At 36.2% G+C, this 24,611-nt stretch carries 21 protein-coding genes; 9 read left to right on the top strand and 12 right to left on the bottom strand.

Features of this window, described 5'->3' with window-relative positions:
- The 4 genes from O7776_RS17465 to O7776_RS17450 form a co-directional block, all read right to left on the bottom strand.
- Positions 1–1,215, bottom strand: coding sequence for an amidohydrolase (locus tag O7776_RS17465; RefSeq protein WP_274308206.1), 1,215 nt, complete (start codon positions 1,213–1,215; stop codon positions 1–3).
- Positions 1,212–2,456 (bottom strand): amidohydrolase, encoded by a 1,245-nt coding sequence (locus O7776_RS17460; RefSeq protein WP_274308205.1) that lies wholly within the window; start codon positions 2,454–2,456, stop codon positions 1,212–1,214. Before O7776_RS17460 ends, O7776_RS17465 begins: the two co-directional genes overlap by 4 nt.
- 33 nt (positions 2,457–2,489) lie before the next feature.
- Positions 2,490–2,615, bottom strand: a complete 126-nt coding sequence (locus O7776_RS17455) for a hypothetical protein (protein ID WP_274308204.1) — start codon at positions 2,613–2,615, stop codon at positions 2,490–2,492.
- Between the two features lie 769 nt (positions 2,616–3,384).
- The gene (locus O7776_RS17450; protein ID WP_274308203.1) at positions 3,385–3,873 is read right to left on the bottom strand and encodes a hypothetical protein; all 489 of its coding nucleotides are present in this window, start codon (positions 3,871–3,873) and stop codon (positions 3,385–3,387) included.
- A gap of 391 nt (positions 3,874–4,264) precedes the next feature.
- Between O7776_RS17450 and O7776_RS17445 the strand changes: the two genes are divergently transcribed.
- A complete protein-coding gene (locus O7776_RS17445; RefSeq protein WP_274308202.1) occupies positions 4,265–5,023 on the top strand; it encodes an IclR family transcriptional regulator in 759 nt (252 codons plus the stop codon).
- A 43-nt stretch (positions 5,024–5,066) separates the two neighbouring features.
- Here the strand turns inward: O7776_RS17445 and O7776_RS17440 are convergent, their stop codons facing one another.
- Together O7776_RS17440 and pxpB are read right to left on the bottom strand one after the other, a co-directional pair.
- Positions 5,067–6,050 carry a 5-oxoprolinase subunit C family protein gene (locus O7776_RS17440; RefSeq protein WP_337999446.1) on the bottom strand — a complete coding sequence of 328 codons (984 nt, stop codon included), beginning with the start codon at positions 6,048–6,050 and terminating at the stop codon, positions 5,067–5,069.
- Positions 6,051–6,055: 5 nt separating this feature from the next.
- Positions 6,056–6,796 carry a 5-oxoprolinase subunit PxpB gene (gene pxpB / locus O7776_RS17435; protein WP_274308200.1) on the bottom strand — a complete coding sequence of 247 codons (741 nt, stop codon included), beginning with the start codon at positions 6,794–6,796 and terminating at the stop codon, positions 6,056–6,058.
- A gap of 275 nt (positions 6,797–7,071) precedes the next feature.
- Here pxpB and O7776_RS17430 point away from each other — a divergent pair, with 275 nt between their 5' ends.
- Both O7776_RS17430 and O7776_RS17425 read left to right on the top strand, forming a co-directional pair.
- Complete coding sequence (locus O7776_RS17430; protein WP_274308199.1) at positions 7,072–7,848, top strand: LamB/YcsF family protein; 777 nt, start codon at positions 7,072–7,074, stop codon at positions 7,846–7,848.
- On the top strand, positions 7,838–9,088 hold the full coding sequence (locus O7776_RS17425; protein ID WP_274308198.1) for an NRAMP family divalent metal transporter: 1,251 nt from the start codon (positions 7,838–7,840) through the stop codon (positions 9,086–9,088). Before O7776_RS17430 ends, O7776_RS17425 begins: the two co-directional genes overlap by 11 nt.
- A gap of 861 nt (positions 9,089–9,949) precedes the next feature.
- On the opposite strand, the gene O7776_RS17420 is transcribed toward O7776_RS17425, so the two are convergent.
- Together O7776_RS17420 and O7776_RS17415 are read right to left on the bottom strand one after the other, a co-directional pair.
- Entirely contained in the window at positions 9,950–11,797 is a 1,848-nt protein-coding gene (locus tag O7776_RS17420) for a serine hydrolase domain-containing protein (protein WP_274308197.1), read from the bottom strand.
- A gap of 283 nt (positions 11,798–12,080) precedes the next feature.
- Positions 12,081–13,028 carry a Vgb family protein gene (locus tag O7776_RS17415; RefSeq protein WP_274310537.1) on the bottom strand — a complete coding sequence of 316 codons (948 nt, stop codon included), beginning with the start codon at positions 13,026–13,028 and terminating at the stop codon, positions 12,081–12,083.
- A gap of 298 nt (positions 13,029–13,326) precedes the next feature.
- Between O7776_RS17415 and O7776_RS17410 the strand changes: the two genes are divergently transcribed.
- On the top strand, positions 13,327–13,614 hold the full coding sequence (locus O7776_RS17410) for a hypothetical protein (protein WP_274308196.1): 288 nt from the start codon (positions 13,327–13,329) through the stop codon (positions 13,612–13,614).
- Between the two features lie 141 nt (positions 13,615–13,755).
- On the opposite strand, the gene O7776_RS17405 is transcribed toward O7776_RS17410, so the two are convergent.
- Entirely contained in the window at positions 13,756–14,946 is a 1,191-nt protein-coding gene (locus O7776_RS17405; RefSeq protein WP_274308195.1) for a M14 family metallopeptidase, read from the bottom strand.
- A 191-nt stretch (positions 14,947–15,137) separates the two neighbouring features.
- Here O7776_RS17405 and O7776_RS17400 point away from each other — a divergent pair, with 191 nt between their 5' ends.
- Complete coding sequence (locus tag O7776_RS17400) at positions 15,138–15,302, top strand: hypothetical protein (RefSeq protein WP_274308194.1); 165 nt, start codon at positions 15,138–15,140, stop codon at positions 15,300–15,302.
- Between the two features lie 461 nt (positions 15,303–15,763).
- On the opposite strand, the gene O7776_RS17395 is transcribed toward O7776_RS17400, so the two are convergent.
- Positions 15,764–16,363 (bottom strand): YitT family protein, encoded by a 600-nt coding sequence (locus O7776_RS17395; RefSeq protein ID WP_274308193.1) that lies wholly within the window; start codon positions 16,361–16,363, stop codon positions 15,764–15,766.
- A 230-nt stretch (positions 16,364–16,593) separates the two neighbouring features.
- Between O7776_RS17395 and O7776_RS17390 the strand changes: the two genes are divergently transcribed.
- Positions 16,594–18,162, top strand: coding sequence for an alkaline phosphatase family protein (locus O7776_RS17390; protein ID WP_274308192.1), 1,569 nt, complete (start codon positions 16,594–16,596; stop codon positions 18,160–18,162).
- Between the two features lie 155 nt (positions 18,163–18,317).
- A complete protein-coding gene (locus tag O7776_RS17385; RefSeq protein WP_241370338.1) occupies positions 18,318–19,043 on the top strand; it encodes a ZIP family metal transporter in 726 nt (241 codons plus the stop codon).
- An 81-nt stretch (positions 19,044–19,124) separates the two neighbouring features.
- On the opposite strand, the gene O7776_RS17380 is transcribed toward O7776_RS17385, so the two are convergent.
- On the bottom strand, positions 19,125–19,328 hold the full coding sequence (locus O7776_RS17380) for a hypothetical protein (RefSeq protein WP_274308191.1): 204 nt from the start codon (positions 19,326–19,328) through the stop codon (positions 19,125–19,127).
- A 354-nt stretch (positions 19,329–19,682) separates the two neighbouring features.
- Here O7776_RS17380 and O7776_RS17375 point away from each other — a divergent pair, with 354 nt between their 5' ends.
- Positions 19,683–20,903 carry an S-adenosylmethionine decarboxylase related protein gene (locus O7776_RS17375; RefSeq protein ID WP_274310536.1) on the top strand — a complete coding sequence of 407 codons (1,221 nt, stop codon included), beginning with the start codon at positions 19,683–19,685 and terminating at the stop codon, positions 20,901–20,903.
- A 317-nt stretch (positions 20,904–21,220) separates the two neighbouring features.
- A complete protein-coding gene (locus O7776_RS17370; RefSeq protein WP_274308190.1) occupies positions 21,221–22,426 on the top strand; it encodes an iron-containing alcohol dehydrogenase in 1,206 nt (401 codons plus the stop codon).
- A 57-nt stretch (positions 22,427–22,483) separates the two neighbouring features.
- Here the strand turns inward: O7776_RS17370 and O7776_RS17365 are convergent, their stop codons facing one another.
- A complete protein-coding gene (locus O7776_RS17365) occupies positions 22,484–24,448 on the bottom strand; it encodes a methyl-accepting chemotaxis protein (protein WP_274308189.1) in 1,965 nt (654 codons plus the stop codon).
- Positions 24,449–24,611 lie beyond the last annotated feature (163 nt).

Raw genomic sequence — 24,611 nt, 5'->3', positions numbered from 1 at the left:
TTATTGCTTAAAAAATACTCCTTTATTCATCAATAGACGTTTTGCTGGTGGTCTTGCTACAACTTCAGCACTACAGCTAGATGCGACAAAAACAAAGCTTGCCTCATCACCAACTTGTGGCCATTGCATTTTCCCTTCATTGTCTAGCGGAGTAATTCCGTTGGTAATGTATGCTAAACTTTGGCGAAGTTCCCTTTCTGTAATTTTTCGTGTAACATCAGCAAATGTACAAGCTTTTTGTAATATGTCCCCCGAACCATAAGGACTCCAAGAATCATAGAATCCATCACATCCGAAATGCACGTTTACACCGTGTGCAGTTAGTAAATCAATCGGTGGAATATTGCGTCCTAAATTAAACGGCACTGTCGACATAATTGCGACATTGTGTCTTTTTAATCTTTGCGCCATCGCAATTTGCTCAGGTACTGTCACATCACCTAAGGAGAAAGAATGACTAAAATCCGTTTTCCCTTTAAAATCATTTTCCTCGACCATATCTAGCCATTTATCAATTGTGTAATAACCTAAATGTCCATTGTCATGTAAGTGAAAATCTACATCTACATTAAATTCTTGGGCGATCTCCATCGTCGTTTGTAAAGACTTTTCTATATTGCGGTCGATTCCACCTGGATCTAATCCACCAAGCATCGTCGCACCATTACGTAATGCTTCACGTAATAAATTTGGGACATCATCTCGCAGTAGTCCGTGCTGTGGGAAAGCAATTACGTCTGCAGTGACATAATCTTTATAGTTATCGAGTGCTTTTAAAACGCCTTCTAAATTTTTTAATCCAATATAGGGATCGATATTTACGTGCGTACGGATATGGTTTGAACCAAATCCTAAAATTTTCTCAATCATCGCGCTCGCACGTTGCTCACAATTTTCTGCTAAAGCAGAAAGTTCAAGTGACTCTAAATGCAAACGCTCTTCAAGTCCACTCACAGTACGGCAAGCTTTCCACGGTAAAGATAGGTATGTTTTATCTAAATGATTGTGCATTTCTTTAAAGGCAGGTAATGCTAATTGACTTTGCATATCTTGTGCATTTTCAGGTTGGAATGAAGCGGCATTTTCCTTTATTTGTACGATAAGTCCCTTATCATCGATTTCGATATGGAATAAATTTGTCTTTGTACGGATACTTCCATCTACGTGTAAATCTTCGCCTATTTCTAAACGAACATTTAATAACCATTGGCTCATCGGTAAGCTCCTTTCAATTCGATATTATTCTCAAAAATAACTGCACCTTTTGAAATGACGGTAGTAATTGGACAAATACGGGCAATTGTATGGGCTGCGCTAACTGCATCAACAAGTAATGCATTTGCTGTTTGTCCAACTTTCGGCCATACTTGCTCACCTTGTGCGTTCAGTGGAGTAATACCACCTGTTGCATATTTCAAAGACTGGCTTAATTGATATTCATTAATATATTTAAAGCGCTCAGCTAATACATTCAGTTTCTGTATCGTATTGCCAGTACCAAAAGGAGACCAGTGATCTGTTAAACTATCATGTCCAACGGAAACTTGTACACCATTTTCATATAAATATGGAATAGGTATTGTCGAGCTATTTTGTCCAATTGGTACTGTAGTTGTTACATCGATATTAAATGATGCAAGACGCTTCGTGAGCTTTTCTAAAGAAGCACCTTGTAAATCTGATAATGCAATTGCATGACTAATTGTTACCTCATTATTAAAGTTATGCTTTTCTAATAAATCCATCATTACATGGAATTCATGCTCACCAAGCGTATCGCGGTCATGTAGGTGAATATCGATATGTTTATCATAATCAATAGCAATTTGAATCATCGTTTCTAAAGATTGGTGTGTTGCGCGGTCAACAATTGCTGGGTCTACACCACCAACATGAGTTGCTCCTTTTTCCATCGCTTCACGCATTAAAGGTTCAACGGCTGATCGAATTAATCCGTGCTGTGGAAACGCGACGATTTCGTAAGTAATTTTACCTTTGAATGATGCCAATACTTCCATTGTTATGTCGATGTGTTTCGTACCGATTTGCGGATCAATATTACAATGTGAACGAATATGTGTATGTCCATTAGCGATTAGATGTTCCACCATTTTGATGGCACGCTCTTTCGCATAAGGAAGTTGCTTCGGGAGTAAGGTTTGCTCTTCTTCAATGCGCGTTAAGATCCCTTTCGTTATTGCTGTAGGTGCTTTCCATTCTCCACCAAAATAAGTTTTATCAATGTGAATATGCATTTCTCTAAAGGAAGGCAATAATAACTGCCCATGTGCCTCCATTACTTGCATATCAGATGTCACTTCAATCATCTGTTCGATTTTCGAAAATTGCCCGTTTTCTATTAAAATATCGAAAGGAGCAATCGTCGTCCCTATCACTACGCTATCTTCATATTGATAACCTGTTTCTAAATGAACTTGCTTAATTAATTGTTTCATTCTATAAATCACCCTTTCTATTATTTTGAAACTCTACATCATTATCATCGTGAAGTTTGATGCATCTATCCAAAAGTTCTTTACTTTATTACTATAAACACCAAAGTGCTCGTAATTAAGAACAGGAATATAGACAGCTTCTTCAAGCTCAATTTTCATTGATTATCCTTATAAAATTGCCCGTTCTACTAATACTCCTTCACTACGGGCTTCCTCGATTTATTTATCTACATCTTTATAATAATCTGCACCCACTATAAAAACAATTCAGATTATTCGATATAATTCGAAATGTATTATCTAAATGCATTGTCTACACAACTAATTAATGAAAAATTCAATGAAAATCGGATTTTTTGATACAGCTCTTTCTATATCTTTTTTAAACTCAGTTCGGGTCAAGTTTAGAAAACGCCTTCGAGGACATTGGGGACATAAATGAATAAAGCTAGGTACGAGTGTTTGACTATGTACCAATAATGAGAGAATTTGAATTTATATATGAAATAAAATTTAGGGAACGATTTAGCGAAACCGGTTTTTGTACTTGTTCCGATGGAAGATATGGCGATACAAGCCGCAAAAGCAGGAGGACTGCCTGTAAGTGTAAACAACAAGACTGAGTTACTTGGTAGAGGAGTGGGAGGAATGGCTTACGAATACATTTTTAATTGAAAGGTATCAACATCCACTAAATTGGGTGAAGGAATATGAGGGAGCTGTTGAAAATGGTACTGACCCTAAACCAGGTTTAAAGAAGAACTACAGGGATATAAAAAACAAATCAATTTCCAACGTCTATTTGGATTTTGACAGTAGTGGCAGTGCCAAAAAATCCGATACCCATTGGAATTTCAGGCACAGCTTTTTGAGTTTTAGTTAATTATCTGAATTACTTTTGAACTCAGTACACGTCATTATATTGTCCTCAACATAAAACGACAATACGATACGGCGTGGTTTGAGCTGGGATGCTTCTTGTCGTAGGTCCGTAGTATACAATTAAATCGTGGTTTCCTGGATATCCTGAAAAGAATTGTCCATTTGTTAAAACGATGTGGGTATTAGAAGATAAATTTAATTGTAATTGCCCATCACTACTCACTAATTGACTATTAAAAAAATCAACTTTTACATTCTGATTTGGGTTATCCTTTACCATCACAAGCGCTTGATATTGTGGAGGGTAAATAAGGATAGTAGGCGCATTTCCGTCATAATAGCCTGTCACATTATCCCCCACTACTAACATTTCATGGTCAACGAAGTAAGTTGAAGGTGAAACGACGAAATTTACGATGACTCCCAAATTATTTCTTACAGTAAAAAGTTTATTACAACCTTTTTTTTCACCCTTACCTGCATTAAAATTAGTAATCTCCGTTATCGTTCCATGAAACGAATGAAAACTTGTCATATTATACCTCCGTAATTAAAAGATAAAGTCCTTCTCGCGGTACCAATTTTACATTAAGTTGAAAAAACGTGTGAAAGCTCCAGTAAGTTAGCTCCTAAACATTATATGTAGAAAAGAAGAAAATGGACTCTTCACTAGCAACCGAAAGTTCAACAATTACTTTTACCCACGGAGCAAATTATCTCGTCCATATTAACCGATATACAAGGTATACAAAAACAGTAAGTTGTTAGGTATAATTAGAATTTGAAAAAGAAAGATAAGCCAATCAGACGGATAAAAAATCTATGAACCTATTTTACAGTGGTTAATAGAAGGAATTCATTCGAAATTAAGAGGAATATATATTGTCTTAAATTAAAGTCTAAAACGAAAGGAAGACAAACCTGAATTGACAAATAAAAATAAAACAGTTGTCCGTTCAATGGACATCTTAAATCTATTTATCGATCATATAGAACTGTCATTTCAAGAAGTAATTGAGTTATCAGGAATCCCTAAAACGACTGCTTTCCGTATGTTAAAATCATTAGAGGAAATGGAGTTATTAGAAAAGGGGACGGATGCAAAGTATAGGTTGGGTATTTTGTTCCTTAAATTTGGACACCTTGTTTCCATGCGTTTGGATGTACGGAAAATTGCCTATCCGATTATGAATGAGTTACATAATGATACAAAAGAAGCGATTAATTTAATTGTGCGTGATGGTGATGAAGCTATTTATATCGAGAAAGTGGATACGAAGCAAAAAGTTCGACTTTATACAGCAATCGGTAGAAAAAGTTCTCTCTACGCAGGGGCATGCTCTCGTGCTGTCTTATCTTTTTTACCAGATGGTGAAATAAAGGAATATCTTGAATCGATAGAACTTAAACCATTTGCAAAGGGAACAATTACCGATAAGGAAAGGCTTTATGAAGCGATTGTCCATGCAAGAGAACATGGTTATACAATTAGCCATTCAGAATTAGAAAATTATACATCTGCTATTGCTGCGCCGATTTTCGATCATAAAGGCGAAGTCATTGCGGCCATGAGCATCGCAGGCTTGGAGACCAATTACCAAGAAGGCAGGGCTGAAATCTTCGTGGAGAAACTAAAAATGGCCACAGCCGAAATATCTAGACAATTGGGTTATGAACAGCTTTAAAAAACGGGGAGTCTCAATTAAAGTTTGAGACTCCCTATTGTACTCACAATTGATGCAACCTTTTTATACTTAGTCCAAATGCCAAGTTAGTCATTTCTTTTTCTTGATGGATTAATGCCCACTGCGCCTCTTCAAGCGTGACTTCTTTAAAAAATACCTGATCATTTGCTTGCATTTGTGCTAAAGATGGTAAATCGGCAGAAATAACTTGTCCGATTTTCGGATAGCCCCCAGTTGTTTGACAATCCGCCATTAAAATAATCGGCTGCCCATTAGAAGGGACTTGAATTGTTCCAAATGTTACCCCTTCAGATAATAATTCAAACGGCTCTTTTAATTGGACATCTTCTCCTTCAAATCGATAGCCCATTCGATCGGAGTGTGTTGAGATGGTGTAAGGCGTTGAAAAGAATTTTTTTAAACATTCTTCATCAAAACGCTCATATTCAGAGCCTCTGATAATACGGATTGTTTGTGTTTTTTTGAAAGTAACAAAAGGTGTGTAATGAACGGACCAAGAAAGATAAGAGGTTTTCTTTTGTAATTGATTAAAAAGATCCTCTCCAGATTCTGTTCGTGTATTGCATTCAAAAACATCATTCTTTTGCAGTTTTCTTCCTTGAAAACCTCCAATGCCCGCACGTATATAGGTACTTTTACTGCCCATTACTTCGGGTACTTGAATGCCTCCACTAAATGATACATAAGCGCGGCTACCACTAATCGCAGCCTTAAATTTTAAAACCGATCCTTTTCGAATAAAAAGCGGTTGCCACATAGGTACTTCTTTTCCATCTACTGTCGGTTGTAGATTCCCACCTGTAATGGCAATAAGTTCATCACTTTCAAATAACAAGCTAGTGCCAAAAAGTGTGACCTCCAAAGCGCCTTCTCCTTCAGAATTTCCAACGAGTAAATTTGCAATTCGTAAGGAATTTGAATCCATTGCTCCTCCTACGATAACCCCAAACTTTTGCAGTCCAAATCTTCCTAAGTCTTGAATTGTTGCCAGCATACCTGGCTGCAATACCTTTACTCCCATGATTTCACCTCCAAATCTTTCGCATAGTCCTCCAATGAAATAGGCACAAATTGAATTCGATCTCCTGGTTGTAATAACGTAGGGGGAGATTGTTCAGGGAGAAATAAACGAGATGGTGTTCGTCCGATAATTTGCCATCCACCAGGTGTTTCTAATGGATAAATCCCTGTTTGGCTACCCGCAATTCCAACAGATCCAGGTGCAATTGCTAAACGTGGCGATTCTTTTCGTGGTGTTGCAATTTGTTTATCCATTCCGCCCATAAAGGGGAAACCTGGAGCAAAGCCTAACATGTAGACAAGATATTGAGCTGAAGAATGGATTTTAATAACTTCACTAGGTGTTAAACCGTTATAAGATGCTACAAATTCTAAGTCTGGTCCCATCTCACCACCATACGCTACAGGTATTTTTACAAGACGATTATATGTTGTATCAGCTATGTTTGATTGGTTCATTAAAGAAAGAATTTTGGTTTTTGCGTTTTCGTAAGGCGATTGGACACCTTTTTCCAAATTTGAAAAATATACATTAATCGGATTGTAATAAACGGTCACACTATTATAGGCAGGTACAGCCTCGATAAATCCGTTAAAAGGATTTTTTTCTAATAAATTTAATATTGTTTTTACTTTTGTATGTGTTACCTCGTTGATTCCTTCGCCGACTTGAACAACAAGTGCAGAATCGCTCAAAGGTCTGATTTGAATAGTTTCTAATAAATTTCGCATGAAACCCACCCCCTTAAGTTTCGTAATTCGGTATTTAAGTTTTAAATTACGGATAATAAATATTATATTTTAAGAATGCGTAAAAACAAGCGGAATGTTATTAAAAGTGAAAAAATTATATTATTTCTTAACATTTAAAATTTTTTCTTTCCTACAATAATAAAGTATGCTAAAATTTTTTTTAAATTTCAAAACTAAAGTTCCGAATATCGGTACCAAATTTTTGGAAACGCATTCATAATAGTCCGTTAGTGAAAAGAAAGTGGGGGAACAAGATGTTTCGTGTTGATTTAAACTGCGATCTAGGCGAAAGCTTTGGTCGTTATCAACTTGGAGAGCAAGAAGAAATCTTGAAATATGTAACATCTGCTAATATTGCTTGTGGTTTTCATGGTGGAGATCCAACGGTTATGCGTGAAACGGTTAAGCTAGCCATTGCTAATGGTGTGAAAATTGGGGCACACCCTGGATTACCGGATTTAATTGGCTTTGGGCGACGTGAAATGAATATTACGCCTCAAGAAGCTTATGATATGGTCATATATCAAGTTGGAGCATTGCAAGGTTTTTTAACAATTCACAATGAAACATTGCAGCATGTTAAGCCACATGGAGCGCTTTATAATATGGCGGCTAAAGATCCAGCAATTGCCGAGGCCATCGCACAAGCCGTGTTTGATATTTCACCTTCAATTGTGTTATTCGGTTTGTCTGGTAGTGAATTAACGAAAGCCGGAGAAAAAATTGGGCTTCAAACAGCTCATGAAGTGTTTGCTGATCGTACTTATCAGCAGGATGGTTCGTTAACGTCTCGTAAACAATCGGATGCATTGATTACGGATAACGGACAAGCTGTCGGGCAAGTTGTGAAAATGGTGAAAGAAGGCAAAGTCCTATCACAGCAGCAAATCGAAGTTGGATTACGAGCAGATACAGTTTGTATTCATGGAGACGGGGAACATGCTGTAGAATTCGCGAAAGAGATTCATGCAAAATTAACAGAACAGCAAATATCTGTCTGTGCAATCAAGGAGGAACTAAATGGAAGCTAATAACAAAGTGAATCAAGAAGAACTTGAGCAAAAGAAAAAAAGTAAGTTTGCGAAAAAAACGGCTAGTAAAAGCGTTTTATTAGGCGCAGCATTTTTAATGGCTACTTCATCTATCGGACCAGGTTTTTTAACACAAACAACGGTATTTACTCAGCAATTAGCTGCTAGTTTTGGATTTGTTATTTTAATTTCTTTAATTTTAGATATTGTTGCACAGGTTAATGTTTGGCGAATCATTGCTGTTTCTGGTCTACGTGGACAAGAGATTGCCAATAAAATATTGCCAGGGTTAGGTGTTGTCCTTGCCATCATGATCGTTATTGGTGGTTTAGCATTTAATATTGGGAACGTTGCTGGAGCTGGTCTAGGGTTAAATGCCATGATTGGTTTAGATCCAATTACCGGAGCAGTCGTAAGTGCATTGTTTGCTATATTTATCTTTGTTTATAAAGAAGCAGGAAAGGTAATGGACAAAGTAGCGCAAATAGCTGGTGGTATTATGATTTTACTTATGGTATTTGTTGCTTTTAAAACTTCACCACCTGTAGGGGAAGCGATTGCGAGTACATTTATGCCTCAAGAAATTAGCTGGTTTGCAATCGTGACGTTGGTCGGTGGATCAGTTGGCGGATACATTATGTTTGCTGGTGGTCACCGTTTGTTGGACGCTGGCATTAAAGGTCAAGAATCTTTGCCAGAAGTAACAAAAAGCTCTGTAACAGGGATTTTGATTACAGGAGTTATGCGTATTGCATTATTCTTAGCGGTTCTAGGCGTTGTATCTCAAGGTTTAGCTATTGACCCTGAAAACCCACCTGCATCTGTATTCCAACTTGCTGCCGGTAATATCGGTTATCGCATGTTCGGTATGATTATGTGGGCGGCAGCGATTACTTCTGTAGTAGGTGCGGCTTATACATCTGTTTCATTTATTCGTTCATTCCATCCAAAAATTGATAAATATCACAACTGGGTGATTATCGCATTTATCATTGTTTCAACAGCAACTTTCGCCTTCATCGGTAAGCCTGTTAATGTATTGATTATTGTTGGGGCATTAAATGCATTGATTTTACCATTAGCACTTAGTGTTATTTTGATTGCAGCACATAAAAAAGACATTGTGGGTACATATAAGCACCCTCGTTGGTTAACTGTGACGGGTATAATCGTCATCGTCCTTATGGGCTATTTGAGCGTAATTACACTGATGGAACAAATGCAAAAATTATTTGGCTAATCTAACAACTATCGGTGAGCATCATCAATATAGGTTAGTTTATGAAGTATTTCTTTTAGATAGGTTTGGCCCATATAAGCAATTTGTTGCTTGCAAATTAGAAATTGTAACAATATTATAAATGAAAACGACGAGTGACTATTCATAATAGTTTCCCGTCGTTTTGACGTTATTATGCGCAAAAAAAGACCCGGAATATAAATTCCGGGTTTTGATTAGCACTTTCTAAAAGTCCTCCATGACACACTGCCTCGCTTTCACATTGAATCTTAAGATTTACTTAAGAAAACTCTGCTTTAGCTTATTCAGTTTACTGGTCCTTCAGAGTAAACGATCATTCGCACTCATCGGGTTAACCCTCCTAGTCATTTGGATTTGAAGTGAAATCTTTAATATTATAGGTCATTTTCTGTTTTTTATACGCCCCCAAAAAATTTATGTAGCATAGAGGCAATTTGAGACACCGGTAGAATATCACTTGTTGGCATAGATATCTTTTCGATCGTTCAATGTAACAAAAAAACACCCGGAATTTAATCAATTAAATTCCGGGCATGATTAGCACTTACTAAAAGTCCTCCATGACACACTGCCTCGCTTTCACATTGAATCTTAAGATTTACTTAAGAAAACTCTGCTTTAGCTTAATCAGTTTTGCTGGTTCTTCAGAGTAAACGATCAATCGCACTCATCGGGTTAACCCTCCTAGTCACTTGGATTTGAAGTGAAATCTTTAATAGTATAGGTCATCTTCAGTTTTTTATACGCAAAAAAAAAATTAATCACATAATCGGATAAATAAATTTACTATGAAGAAAGCTCAAGAATCGTAGCGAAAAATAATGTGTAGAATTAAGGCAATTAATAATAAAGCTCCCAGCCAAATACTAGAACGACCATTAGTAGCGCCGAAACACAGGAAAGTACATAGCCGATTTTTTGGCCGTGAGTTTTCGTCGTCTTCTTCCACTGAACAAATAACGCTACTAGACAAATTACTACAACTAAGATATACGCATAATTCACTAAAAAATGAATGTTCAGAGTAGAATAAGAAGCATAATTTAGTGTTCTATAAGCTAAAATAATTAAATTCATAACAGGTACGATCCCCGCTAAAAGTAATAGTATTTCCCACTTCTTCATCACTGTAAATTGAACTTCTTGTTTTCGATTCTTTATTGATTTGATCAAAATAATTAGTAAAGCAATGAGGGTGTATAAGACACTGAAAGCCACCGCCAAGGTACTGACCATATTAAAGGCTTTCGCACTTGGAGAAATCGGTAGAATATCGCTTGTTGGCATAGATATCTTTTCCACTTTACTATCATTCAATGTAACATGAAGATATAAATTAAATTCATTTGTAGATTTATAAAGATACGGAGCTATTTGTTCAAATGTCATCCCATAAGCATTAAAATTGTTTCGATCTGTCGCTTCAATATTTCCAATACTTAGCGCTCCGTACAATTTGGTAAAACCCTTATAGGGCTGCCTCGCCATACTATAACTTCCTTCAAGCTCCTGCGTATTTGGAAATGCTTGTTTGCCATCTGCTACGGAATATTCGCCGTACACGAGTGTTGGTAAGCCGTAACTCAGTCCGAATTCACCCATTTGATTTGTCATGATAATTACACCCAACTGCTCATCTTTTGAAAAGGTGAAATTGCTCGAAAAACTATCCGTATTGCCTGCATGTTCCAATACATTTACTGTATATAGTCCTTCCCAAAAACCATGTGCATTTCGAGGAAAGCCATCGCCATAGAAATCACTCGTCGTCAGCATTTCATCTAGTGTACTATTACTTTTAAATAACGGACTATTCACACCATCTACTGGCATGAGTGCCACCATAAATTTCGCCATATCGGCTATCGTACCCATTGCACTACCTGCTGGATACAAACCAATAAAAACCCGTCCATTTTTTGAAATACTAAATTCATTGTCGCCATTAACACTATATCCATAAACTGCTTCTCTGTTAGATGCTACATCTGGATTATCTTTCTGTGTAGGATGAATCGTTGTATCCTTCATCTCCAAAACAGAAAAAATATGTTCTTTCACATAATCATAAAATGGTTCCGCGGCGATCCGTTCAACAATAAAGCCTGCGAGGGCCACACCATAGTTCGAATAGGCAACCACATCTCCTGGCTCATGTATTTGATAAGGTTCTGTAATGTGAAGCATTTCTTTCAAGGACTTTACGTCAGCTGCTGACATATAGAATAAATCTGTAAATTTCTCCTCCCAACCAGCATTATGATGCATAAGATTCAACATCGTAATGGGGGTATCATATTGCAGTTTTGTCAAAAAATCGTCCGGCAAATATGCACGAATATCTTCATCTAAATCTAACTTTCCCTGCTCTACAAGCTGCATCACACTGGTCCACACAAGGAGCTTCGTAACAGATCCCCATTCAAAAACAGTATCTTGTGTGACTTTTATCTGATTTTCAATATCTGCATAGCCATAGGACGTATTCATGAAGATTTCTCCGTCCTTTATAATTAACACATTTGCTCCAGCCGTAGTCCTCCCAATGTAGTTAGTTGCATATTCATCCACACGGTCCCTTAGTTCAGCGTAAGGAATTCCAGAAGGTGTAATGATTCCTTCTTTTGCAGAAGCAGCTGATACAAAACTAAGAACGAGTACCAATACCATTAAAGTAATTTTCCTCAATAAATCTCTCCTCCCTTTAACATCAATATTTTTAAAATATACAATATATTACAGTTGTGTTAAATAAAATTTATTAAAGGAAAATAAGAAAGTACCTTGCGGATTTACCAACTATCTATTTAAAGTTTCTCGCCATTTATCTATCGGTTTGCTACTGTGAAATGCCCTGCAAAGCACACGTACTATTACATTTTGATAATGAAACACGGTAGCTCAAATGGTTTTTGAGCTACCGTGTTTCACTGTTCTTTCTCTTTTTAGTCGATTACATTAATAAGAATTATCACATATAATATGCTAAAGTTCCCGAGTCTGTATTGCCAAAAGTCAGATACCAAGGTGATCCTAACTGTTTACCTGCTGGTATGAAAACGTTAAAAGTCTTTGTTTCAACATCGTAACGACGTACAGAACCTGTATCAGGACCAGTTCCTGAAATAGGCACAAACAGTTTTCCACATGGACCAAACAAGATTGCCATTGCAAAAGAACGCGGGCTGCCAACTGTATCAAGCTCAATCTTATCTAGGAACTTACCGGTTTTGCCATTAAAAATAAGAATTTTATCTGTGTCGTTTTCGTCGGCACGAAAACTCGTTACATAAAGGTTACCGTCTGGACCGAAGACTAATCCTTCAGGGCGGTGTAGTTTATTGACAGCATTGCTCTCAACAAACACCTTTTTGAACGCTTTTTTTACTGGATCGAATTGCAATACCCAGCCATCTAGTGGGTCAAAAGGATTGAAGACTGAAACATAAAGCAAACCGTCTGGACCGAAGACTACACTGCGTGGAAAGAATGGTTTATTGAAGCAAGAGTGATTAAAATTACAGAGAAATTTACCAGTAGTACCATCATACGCGCGTAGTTCTCCAGGTTGTGGTGTGTCGCCTGGGCCTTGTATGTCTGCTACATATAATACATTGTTATTGGAAAGAACGATGCCACGTGGGGCAAATGGTGCTCCTTTTTGAATGGTACTAACAAGTTCACGTAGAAACGCCCCAGTGTGTCCATTGTACTTTAATACATTACCGTTTTGTGGCTGATTCACGTTCTGGTTGGAAACAACAAGATTGCCTAGTTGGTTAAAAATAATACCTCTAGGTCCGTGCAATCCACCACTTTCAGATGTCACAAAAGTATTAAGAAATTTTCCTGTTGTTGCGTCAAAACGCTTGATTGTATCGTCACTTGTATCACCAATATAAAGAGAATCACTGTACATACCCAAAAATAGCCCTCCTTTTTATATAAGATATTGTAAGTAATAAATTTTCATATACTTACTTTAGTAATCTATGAAAACGAGAGTGAATTGTTTTAGGGAACTATCTTGATAAAACTGCACAATTTATTTTTTCTACATTCACTTTTATTTTGCAATACTTACTCTGAACATTAACAACAAGATATTAGAAAAAAATAATTAATACTTATTTTGCCAATATATTGGGTGTATCGATTTCTTTCAACTCACAATACTAACATTGAAAAGTCTGCTACGAAAGAAAGGACGAGGAACTATGGCTAAAAAAAGGGCAGGTACACCAAGTTGGAAACAAAATCACCCAAGCACTTTATTATCAAATTCTGTTGAAAGGTCAGAGCGTGCAGTAAAACAAGTAATGTCTCACCCAGAAGAAATTGCAGTAGAGCACGCTTTTCATTCTATTGAGCGTACCGAAAATGCACTTCACAATGCTGAACAGCGTCAGGAGCATTTAGATATTGTGGGGCAAAATAAAGAGAAATTATCAGAAATAAAACAGCAATTAAATGATGTACAAGAAAATTTAAGAGATCCAAACTAAATCGAAATAACCCCGTAAATTTGCTGTGATGGATAAGTTAGCGTAAAAATCTAGCTTTGAAAGGTCGCAACTAAACGAACGGGGTTATTTTTCTTATTAAGAATTAATGAATATGCACCGAAAGCTAGACGTTTCGATCAATTACCAATAAAGTGCAACTAAAAAAAATCCTAATGCTTCTTCGTAAATCTCATCGAACTGACTAATTGGCAAAGGGTTTGTACCTAGGCCTAGCTCGACAGTAAAACCTGGTCTGCGCCAATCTTGTATAAACCAATCCTTATAGCCTGCATAGCTATCAATTGTTTGAACAGGCTCATATCCGCTCACTCGCGCAAACTCGTTTACTAACTGTTCTGATTCTGGTGGTTCTAACCCTTGAAATCCCCAATAAATGACTTCACCTTGTGTATGGAACGCTAATACTCGAGCAAAATCCATTTCTCTTGTGAGCTCTGCCATTGCAATTGATTCTGGCTGTGATAGCGGACTTTCTCCACCATAATCGCGAGGACCTGGCGTTTTTGGATTGTTTTCTCTCTCTAATTCCCATTCCGCTGGGAACTGATCATTTAAATCCACTCCATTAATATTTGCTTTCCAACCTGAAAAATCGGTACTCCCATCATTCCATTCAATTAAATTTGTTCGAATCGTTTCGTTTGTAGGAGGTCCATTTAGCACTAAATCTACTCCATCCGGATTAACCATAGGGACGATAGACAAATTCGATTGAAGATATAAGGGCAATGTATAAAGTCCTCTTATCGAACCATTATTCGTTAGTGATAATAAATAATCATTTAAAAATGTCATCACAATTGGTGTTGTTATCCATTCATTAGCATGGAATGACGCATTAAAATGCACACGTTTTTGCCCGCTACCAATGTGAAGTCCTGGAATTTTATTACCTAAAACAGTATTTCCAATTGACTTATTTATAAGAAATGGATAAATCATTAGCAGTGTACTAAGGTCATTCATCATTGTGTTATAGTCGTAATTTTGTTTTCCATTGACTACTCTCCAAGTTACACGAATCGGTAGCACGATTACTTGCCCGATTTGTAATCGATTTGGATTAAATGTAGGGTTCAGTAAATAAATTGTATCAGCGGGCATATCGTTTCTTTGTGCAATCGCCCAAATAGAGTCACCACGTTGAATTGTATATTGATTTGTTACGTATCCAGGAATTTTAACTTTTTGATTAATTTTTAGTGCTTGCGCGTTTAAATTTGGATTTGAATCAATAATTAATTGAAGAGGAAGTTTAAAAATCTGGCTATAATACCAAATGGAATCACCAGGTCTAATGAAAACGTCCACATAGTTCCTCCCTTTATCATTCATCAATAGAAAAGTATATGAAACTGTAATTAAATTATTATTAGCCAATGCGAACCAATTAATTATTTACCTATTCCAATTAAAACAATTATACCTTGTTTTACAACATGCAATCTAAGGCGGATAAAAAGTGATTTTTCACTCACACTAGTAGTGGAGGTGAGTGTCAAATGGGAAGTAATAAACATAAAAACAATAAAACGCAGGATAATAAAAAACAGCAAAATCAAAATCAAAATGCTAACAGAGAGCGCGCAAACAGAGAAGAGTTCGCTCAGGAAGTAAACTTCAACCGAAATCAAAATCAAAATCAAAATCAAAATCAAAAAAATTAATAAGTTTTTTTAGCCCGACCCCAATATTCACTTCATAGTGTGTATTGGGGCTTTCTTATGTTTGACCATTTAAAATAGACCAGTTTGTAAAGCCAAAAAAAACCCGGAAAATTAATTCCGGGTTTGATTACACTTACATTTTTCCTTCATGACACACTGTCATGCTTTAAGCATTGAATCTTAAGAATAACCTAAGACAACCGTGCTTGAGCATTCAGTTGATGGTTATTCAGAGTAAACGATCATTCGCACTCATCGGGTTAACCCTCCAGTCATTTAGTTTGGAAGTGAAATCTTTAATAGTATAGGGTAATTTGAATTTTTTATACGCTAAAGATTATTTTTTTGAACAAGTTTTATTTGAAATTATGTATTGGTTTGAAATACGGAATAACAACAATAATTTTGTGTACATCAAGTTACTGTTCACTTTCACAAAGAAATCTCTTCCATGAGATTATCTAGGTTCGAACGATATCGACAACCATTGTTGCAATAAAATAAGTAATAATTGATATTATAGCGCCTTTCCATCCAAATATGATTAAAGCAACTAAAAAAATGAGAATATTTAATGCAAGAATAGATTCCCCCACAGAGAATGACGTTCTATTGGAGATAAGTAATGCCAACACGTCTGTGCCATCTAAAGCCCCGCCGTTTCGAATGACAATTCCAATTCCCATACCGAGTAGTAAACCACCGATGAAAATGAGTAATATGAAATTTCCTTCAACAAATGTTGAGGACCTTTCGATAATTGCAGTTGATATTGTTAATGAAATGATACCCAGTGTAGCTAGAAAAGCGAATCGTTTTCCAAGATGTTTAAGACCGATTAGGACAAACGGAATATTTAATATGAATAACACTACACTAAGTGAAAAACCATATTTGTCAGATAGCATCATAGAAATACCTGTAATACCTCCATCAATTAAACCGTTTGGAATCAATATAACTTCAAGGCTAATAGCTGCCATCATTGCACCGAGGATGATCCACGGGATTTTAAAGATGAGCTCCAAAAAATAAAACTTATATGGTTTTTTTCTTTTCAAATAAGTTCTCCTTTTATAGATGGATGTTGGAGCAAAGGAAGTAGTCAAATGGTGATAGTTATTCCTTTATCATTACTATGAGTAATTGTAGAAGATGATACGTATTTTGAAATAAATAATTGAGGTGAAATACTGTGACTAGCGTTATTCATAAATCAATCCTTCATCTACATGTATTAATGAAATTCAAACCATACTAAGAGAAAATAAATTAATTTGAAGGTGAGTCGATGAAACGAAAAATGGTAATCGCTTTTATTGTATTTCTTGTCATAAGTACTGGACTTGTACTAGCAATTTCTATATCTCCAAAAAAAGAGCTGGATGATTTTTCAATAAATTCAACAAAGAAGCCCGTTATACTTTTGGTCGTAGATTCATTAATGAGTGAACCGTTACAAAAAGCAGTAAAAGAAGGAAAAGCACCTGCATTTGCATTTTTGATTAACAATGGACATTTTAATCAGGAGATAATTAGCTCTTATCCGACGATGTCTGTCACCATTGATAGTACGTTATTAACCGGTACGTATCCGAACCAACATAAAGTACCGGGATTGATTTGGTTTAAGGAAGATGAAAATCGAATGATTAGTTATGGAAGTGGAATCCGTGAAATCTGGAATAATGGGTTGAAGAATGTTGCATTAGATAGTGTTGTTAGACTCAATAAAGACCATTTAAGTAAAGAGGTTCAAACGATTCATGAAGAACTAGCGAATCGAGAACTTCAATCTGCTTCGATTAATGGTCTTTTGTACCGTGGAAGTTATGAACATCAACTAAATGTCCCTAGGCTTATTACAATGGCTAATCTTTTACCAAAAGATATTGAAATGAATGGACCAACATTGTTTTCACTTGGAGTGTTATCTCAATATAACAGAGAGAATAATTGGCATAAATTTGTATGGAATCGTATGGGAGTCAATAATCAATTCACGGTAAATGAGTTGAAATATTTAATCGAACAAAAGAAGTTACCATCCTTTACGCTTGCCTATTTACCGGATGCAGATGCTTCTATACACAAAAATGGACCGGACGATTTAAAGGGCATCGAAAAAGCAGATCAGGCACTACAAGACTTATTGAATAGCTTTGCATCGTGGGAAGAAGCAATTCAAGAGGTAACGTGGATTGCACTAGGTGATAGCGGCCAATCATCCGTGAATAAAGATAAAAAAACTTCTTTAATTGATTTAAATCAATCATTGACGGGTTATACATTTTGGGAAGGCGATAAAAGAGATGCCCAACTTGCCATCGCCATTAATGAGCGCATGGCGTACATTTACGTAAATGATCAACAAGTTGAATTATCACAAATCGTGAACATTTTAAAAGAGGACAAACGTATTGGTTTTATTGCATGGAAAGATGAGCAAGCAAACTATGTTGTAAGCCCACAAAGTGATGAGGAATTTACATTTTCACCAAAGGGTACGTATGTTGATGACTATGAACAATCGTGGGAAATTGCTGGTAATACTTCAATCTTAAATTTGAAGGTAATTAATGGGGAACGTATTCAGTATCAAGATTATCCAGATGCCCTAGCAAGGCTACATGGAGCGCTTCATTCACAGGAAGGGCGTTTCATTATTGTGGATGCCGAGCCGTCATATGAGTTTATTGAGGAACATAGTTATGACCATGCAGGGGGTGGCGCACATGGTAGCCTTCATAAAGTAGATTCCATTGTGCCAATGATTGTTACAGGTTCAAATGAATTACCTCAATATAATCGACTTGTTGATGTGAAAAAGTGGATTCTTCAACTATTGAGTGACACATAATTATGAAGTCACTCATTTTTTTTATTGGATCTAAAGAAATACAATTAAGAATTGCGACAGGATGGGGTTACGATTCATTTTTAATGGAGTAACAGTTACTGCATGTTACTAGAATTTCAACATAACATGTATTAACCCGATTCTGGAGGATCTAAATGCAGTATTTACCTATAATTCTTTCTTCTCTTTGTACAGGCTTGGGAGCAATACCTGTATTGTTAATTAAAAATGTTTCCCATAAAGGAAAGGATATATTGCTAGCTTATACAGCAGGCATAATGGTTGCAGCTTCAGCCTATGGTTTAATTCCGTCTGCTCTAAAACTGTCTAACATAATTGTGTTGGTAATTGGGATGCTGATTGGTACATTTGTCCTCACGATATTAGAAAGTCTTATTCCACATGTTGATTTAGAGCACTCTCGCAAACCAGCAGATAATTCTAGTGTAATCATTTTGTTTTTAATTGCCATGTCTCTACATAACTTACCAGAGGGTCTGTCTGTTGGAATAAGTAATGTAAGTAATGAACAGGAGTTGGGAGCACTTGTTTCCCTTGCTATCGGACTTCAAAATGTACCAGATGGATTTTTGGTTGCTCTATTTTTAATAACACAAAATGTAAGACATGGTAAGGCGGTTTTTTTTGCAACTATTACAGGTATTATAGAAATGTGTGCTGGACTAATTGGGATGTTATTTGGAGAATCGTTTGATTATATTATCCCTTATGGACTTGCTTTTGCTGCGGGTTCAATGCTCTTTGTTGTGTACAAAGAATTAATTCCGGAGAGTCATGGAGATGGCAATGAAAGAGCGGCAACAATAGCCTTCATTTTTGGTTTTCTTACAATGGTCATTCTAACAGATTGGTTTCGCTAAAATATCTACAACAATTGCCCAAACTTTACCGTTTGTTTTATTAGGTGGGATTGTTTTTTGAATTTAATTATTCCATGTAACTTAAAAAGCAGACGGTTTAGAAGGGGGAATACCTCTTGTTGGCCGTCTGCTTTTCAATTTAGTTAATGATGAATTTTTGGCAGTTGGAAAAAATTTTTCCGTATAGCTGTATAACTCTGCTTTCATTTCATCCTCTTCTTCTTTTGGAGAAATGTATTTACTAATTCCATAATTTCCCCCATTTAACGCGTCTTGAAGATTCATCTAGCTTCTTATACATACTTTGAACAGGAACATTTTTTTTCACACCAAGCCACTAAGTTCGATTCACTACTTTTGTGGAAAGCTTGAGTACGCGATTTCCATAATAATTGACGCTCTATCGTTTCATAAAAAAATTCCAATTTCATTTATCTTCATTATTGTTTTATGTCAGTTAAATTTGTTGAACGTGCGATGTTATTTGCGCTTACAAATAAATTTGTAAGTTAATTCTCATTTAATATAGTTGTTTCATACAGGTGAGAGCACTTAAAAAACATAAGCTATAAAAAAATATGAAAAGGGTGCTTTGCTTTGAAAGAAAAAGAACAATATAGAATCACGATACTTGGAAGTATGGGCGGTGTTGCTAAATCAATTCTATCAATTTTGAATCAGTCTGCTATTGACAAAAACGATTCTATTCATAGTGTTATTAAAAATTCTCAGCTTTTTTTAATAGATCACAATCAACATAAAATAGATTATTACAAATCATTGTTTCCAAATTTAATAGATAAGTTGACACTATTGCAATTTGACTTAAATGATACGGACAAATTTACTGAACATTTACAAACAACAAATACGAAATTAGTTATTGATGTATCATGGGCAGATACAATTGAAATGCTAGGGTGCTGTAATAAACTTGGTGTTTTTTACATTAACTCAGCATTAGAGAATACAATGGTTGACCAAGATGAGAGTTTATATGGTTTCCCATTAACTGAACGATTTAATCGATTTGAAGAAAAGAAAGAAACCTTTACTAATACAAAAGCTATTATTGGATCAGGTATGAATCCAGGCGTTGTTCAATGGATGGCATTAAAACTCTTGCAAGAAAATGCCAATAGTAAACCTTTAGCTTGTTACATTTTTGAGCATGACAATTCCATCTATAAAGACAAAAACCTTCTACAACCTAAAACTATTTATACTACTTGGTCCGTAGAATGCTTTCTAGATGAAGCTATTTTAAGCTATCCAATGTTTGTAAAACACCATTTACCACTATATTTATACGATGAAGTCTATGCCACTGAATTTAAGGTAACGGTAGGCAACAAAGAATTTTATGGATGTCTGATGCCACATGAAGAAGTACTATCATTAGGTAAACTCTATAATATTGAATTAGGGTTTATCTATCGAGTCAACGAGTATACAACTACATTGATTAGGGGTAATTTGGATAATGTTGACGACCTTTGGGAGTGGAATCACAAATTAATAGACCCGGCTGATGGAGAGGTGGAGGGAGAAGACCTTGTTGGTGTTCTATTAGTATTCGAAGATAAGGAGATTTATATTTATAACACATTGAAAAGTAGCGATATCTATCAAAAATATAAAACTAGTGCAACATACTTCCAAGTAGCTTGTGGTATTTATGCAGGAACTGCGAGTTTAATCTTAGATAATATCCCTCAAAGTATATATTATGTCGATGAATTATTACTAAATACGCAAAGTAATTATGGGAAATACTTAACCTACTATATGCAAGATTTTATTTATGGTGAAAATAGTAGTACGGATGGTTTATTACATCAACGAATAAGGAGAGTCTAACAAGAGTAAAGCTCTGTTTAGTTGAAGGATGTAGTAATCGCCATTATCTTCTATAAAAAGTATCTAACTAAGTGTATCCTAATCAGGTTTTACTTACGAAATGAAACAACCGATCACGGTAATTGTTTTCGATGTAAGCAGTAGTGCCATTTTTGAGGATACTGAAATTGATAAACTATTCCATAATAACGTTCACTAAAAATATACATTTAACTGAAAAATCCCGAGTATTTTTTCAAAGTTGATAGAATAGGATAATTTGAAGGGTGATTTTTGCCATTCAAGCAATATTTAACATTGGAAAAGGGGTTGGAAACATGTCAGACGTTCTAAAGCAATTTGTCATGCCATCATCAAACTTATTTGGACCAGGGGCAATTCAAGAAGTTGGTAAAAAACTAAAAGATTTAGAAGTGAAGAAGACATTGATCGTAACAGATGAGGGCTTACACAAATTAGGGCTCTCAGAACAAATTGCTAATATCATTACAGATGCAGGTATTGAAGTGGCAATTTTCCCGAAAGCAGAACCAAATCCAACAGACAAAAATATTGAAGATGGTATCGCGGCTTATGTAGCTGAGAACTGTGATTCAATTGTATCGCTTGGAGGCGGTAGTGCACACGATGCAGCAAAAGGTATCGGTATTATTGCTTCGAATGGTGGACGCATTCATGATTATGAAGGCGTAGACAAAACACAAAATCCATTAGTTCCGTTAATCGCTATCAATACGACTGCTGGTACAGCAAGTGAAATGACACGCTTTACAATTATTACAGATACAGAGCGTAAAGTAAAAATGGCGATTGTCGACAAACATGTTACCCCTCTTGTATCAATTAATGACCCTGAGTTAATGATTGGTTTACCACCAGCACTAACGGCAGCAACTGGCTTAGATGCATTAACACATGCAATCGAAGCATTTGTTTCAACAAATGCAACGCCAATTACAGATGCTTGTGGCGAAAAAGTACTGCAATTAATTCCTGAGTATTTACCGCGTGCTTATGCAAACGGTGCAGATTTAGAAGCACGCGAGCAAATGGTTTACGCTCAATTTTTAGCAGGAATGGCGTTCAACAACGCATCATTAGGTTATGTACATGCCATTGCCCATCAATTAGGTGGCTTCTATAACCTTCCACACGGTGTATGTAACGCAATTTTATTACCACATGTTTGCCGTTTCAACTTAACAGCACGCACAGAACGTTTTGCAAAAATTGCTGAATTATTAGGTGCAAACATTGAAGGGCTAAGCAAGCGCGATGCTGCTGAAAAAGCAATTTCAGTTATTGAAGCGTTAGCAAAAGACTTAAATATTCCAAGTGGCTTCCGTGAACTTGGTGCGAAAGACGAAGACATCGAAATTTTAGCTAAAAATGCGATGTTAGATGTTTGCGCAGCGACAAACCCACGAAAAGCTACTCTTGAAGATATTAAACAAATTATCACAAATGCAATGGGACCGGTTGTGGTGCCAGTTAACCAAAATGAAGCTGTAACAGTTTCTTAATTACCAAAACACAAAAAACCTTTGGAGGCTTTATCCAAAGGTTTTTTTATTACGAATTTAATATTTAAATTGATTAATAAGTAATTTCAACTCATCTGCCATGTGGGAAAGTGATTGTGCAGATGCATTGATTTCTTCCATAGATGCTAATTGCTCCTCAGTAGAAGCAGCAACTTCTTCTGATGTCGCAGCATTTTCTTTTGCTGAGAAAGCTAAATCTTCTGTAATCGAGGTAACTTCTTGCACACTTGCCGACATCTGTTCTGATGCGGAAGATATTTCTTGCATTTGTGGTGTAATTTTTCGCATGCTCGTCAAGATGACTTGGAACTTAGCGATCGCTTCATCTGATACATGTAAGCCACTTTGTACGTCCTCTGTCACTTGAGCCATAATGCGCACCGATTGTTCCGTATCCGATTGAATACTATGCACTAACTCAAAAATTTGTTTCGCAGATTGCTGGGATTGCTCGGCTAGTTTACGCACCTCATCTGCAACTACGGCGAAACCTTTCCCATGCTCTCCTGCTCTTGCAGCTTCGATTGCAGCGTTTAGAGCCAGAAGGTTTGTCTGATCCGCAATGTCTGTAATCACATCTAAAATAGACGTAATTTGTTGCGAACGCTCATGCAACGTTTGAATTTTTGTATTTGATTCTGAAACGGATTGATGGATGGAATTCATTTGTTCCTTCGTATCTTGAACGGCTTTACCACCCTCATCTGCCTGCATCGAAGCATCCTGTGAAAGATCCGATACTGTAGAAGAAATTTCTGCTATATGAAGAATTGCTTTTGACAATTCATTTAAAGAATCCGCATTTTTGCTTGCACTGATTGTTTGCGTATCTGCACTAGAAGCAACTTCTTGTATCGCAATTGCCACTTGCTCGGTTGCCGAGCTCGTTTGATCGGCATTAGCTGTTAACTCTTCCGCTGAAGATGCGACTTCTTCTGCATTCACTTCTACTTTTTTTATAAGTGTTCGTAGACTTTCCTGCATATCATTGAAAGCTTGACCTAATTGTCCAACTTCATCATTCGAAGTGATTGTCACTTTTTCAGTTAAATCCCCTTTACTGATTGTCACGGCACTTTCTTTTAAATTGTCAATCGGTCTAATAATTCCTTTTACGACGAAATGAACGGCAATTGTGCTAACTACAATGGCAATGATTAATACAAGTAACGTTGTATACAATATAAAGGAAGCAGATTCATCTATTTCTTTCGAGAAAATTGTTCCTGAAATTTTCCAGCCCGTCAATTCATTTGTTGTAAAAAATAATATTCGGTTATCTCCTTTATAAACATAATCATACGTACCAGATTCTTTCTCGTACATCTGATCCATGAAGCTTTCTTTTACTTCTCCACCGCCTTCTAATGTAGGGTGTGAGATAACTTTTTTGTTGACATCAAAAATGGAAGAGTATCCATTTTTCCCAATACGAATGGAATCTGACACTTTTTGTAAATTAGTTAATTTAAGATCTACTGCTACAACCCCTGAACGGTCTTTTAACTGCTGAGCAACTGTAACAATCATTTCTCCAGTTCCCTTACCAACATAAGGCTCTGTAATAATTGGCTCTCCTTGAAATTCGACAGCTTTTTTATACCAATCTCTTTCCGTAGGGTTATAATTAGTATCCGTTATTAATTTTGGTTCTTGAATGAATGCCCCTTCTGTAGTACCTACATATACACTTATTGTATCAGAGTTTTGCTTAATATATTGTGAAAGAGATGCTCTTAAAGACGCTTCCCCCTGACCATAATTTGAAGAATTGATTACCTCACTAAAAACACTTATTTCATGCTTTTTTTCACTCATAGTTTTGTCAATGAGTGAGTTTAATACATTAATACTCTCGTTAGCACTATAAAGAATTTCTTCTTCAATTGAATCTTTTGCTGCTAGATAGGAGAGGCTCCCTACTAAAACAACTGGGATTACTAATACAAGTGCAAACGCAATATACAGCTTGTTTCTAAGGCTACTAAATAAATTTTTCATGTAACGGTTCTCCTTTTTCTGTATAAGCTTTTTAAGCTCTTTCTTACGATGCATTATTTCGAAAAACGCTTTACAATAGCCCTTTCGATTCATAAATGATGTCCATAATCTTTATCGGTCGAAACTTTAAAATTCGAAGTCTTTTTTGTTACTCACATGAAAT

The sequence above is a fragment of the Solibacillus daqui genome (assembly GCF_028747805.1).
Taxonomy (GTDB): Bacteria; Bacillota; Bacilli; order Bacillales_A; family Planococcaceae; genus Solibacillus; species Solibacillus daqui.
Note: the sequence above shows the minus strand (reverse complement) of the source record. Positions and strands in the feature narration are given on the sequence as shown.

What these genes read in the sequence shown, in the direction of transcription:
- O7776_RS17365 (WP_274308189.1), bottom strand. Translation starts at nt 24,448, where the DNA reads ATGAAAAATTTATTTAGTAGCCTTAGAAACAAGCTGTATATTGCGTTT.
- O7776_RS17415 (WP_274310537.1), bottom strand. Translation starts at nt 13,028, where the DNA reads ATGTACAGTGATTCTCTTTATATTGGTGATACAAGTGACGATACAATC.
- pxpB (WP_274308200.1), bottom strand. Translation starts at nt 6,796, where the DNA reads ATGCGAAATTTATTAGAAACTATTCAAATCAGACCTTTGAGCGATTCT.
- O7776_RS17370 (WP_274308190.1), top strand. Translation starts at nt 21,221, where the DNA reads ATGTCAGACGTTCTAAAGCAATTTGTCATGCCATCATCAAACTTATTT.
- O7776_RS17430 (WP_274308199.1), top strand. Translation starts at nt 7,072, where the DNA reads ATGTTTCGTGTTGATTTAAACTGCGATCTAGGCGAAAGCTTTGGTCGT.
- O7776_RS17460 (WP_274308205.1), bottom strand. Translation starts at nt 2,456, where the DNA reads ATGAAACAATTAATTAAGCAAGTTCATTTAGAAACAGGTTATCAATAT.
- O7776_RS17400 (WP_274308194.1), top strand. Translation starts at nt 15,138, where the DNA reads ATGGGAAGTAATAAACATAAAAACAATAAAACGCAGGATAATAAAAAA.
- O7776_RS17450 (WP_274308203.1), bottom strand. Translation starts at nt 3,873, where the DNA reads ATGACAAGTTTTCATTCGTTTCATGGAACGATAACGGAGATTACTAAT.
- O7776_RS17380 (WP_274308191.1), bottom strand. Translation starts at nt 19,328, where the DNA reads ATGAATCTTCAAGACGCGTTAAATGGGGGAAATTATGGAATTAGTAAA.
- O7776_RS17390 (WP_274308192.1), top strand. Translation starts at nt 16,594, where the DNA reads ATGAAACGAAAAATGGTAATCGCTTTTATTGTATTTCTTGTCATAAGT.
- O7776_RS17455 (WP_274308204.1), bottom strand. Translation starts at nt 2,615, where the DNA reads ATGAAAATTGAGCTTGAAGAAGCTGTCTATATTCCTGTTCTTAATTAC.
- O7776_RS17385 (WP_241370338.1), top strand. Translation starts at nt 18,318, where the DNA reads ATGCAGTATTTACCTATAATTCTTTCTTCTCTTTGTACAGGCTTGGGA.
- O7776_RS17410 (WP_274308196.1), top strand. Translation starts at nt 13,327, where the DNA reads ATGGCTAAAAAAAGGGCAGGTACACCAAGTTGGAAACAAAATCACCCA.
- O7776_RS17375 (WP_274310536.1), top strand. Translation starts at nt 19,683, where the DNA reads ATGGGCGGTGTTGCTAAATCAATTCTATCAATTTTGAATCAGTCTGCT.
- O7776_RS17465 (WP_274308206.1), bottom strand. Translation starts at nt 1,215, where the DNA reads ATGAGCCAATGGTTATTAAATGTTCGTTTAGAAATAGGCGAAGATTTA.
- O7776_RS17425 (WP_274308198.1), top strand. Translation starts at nt 7,838, where the DNA reads ATGGAAGCTAATAACAAAGTGAATCAAGAAGAACTTGAGCAAAAGAAA.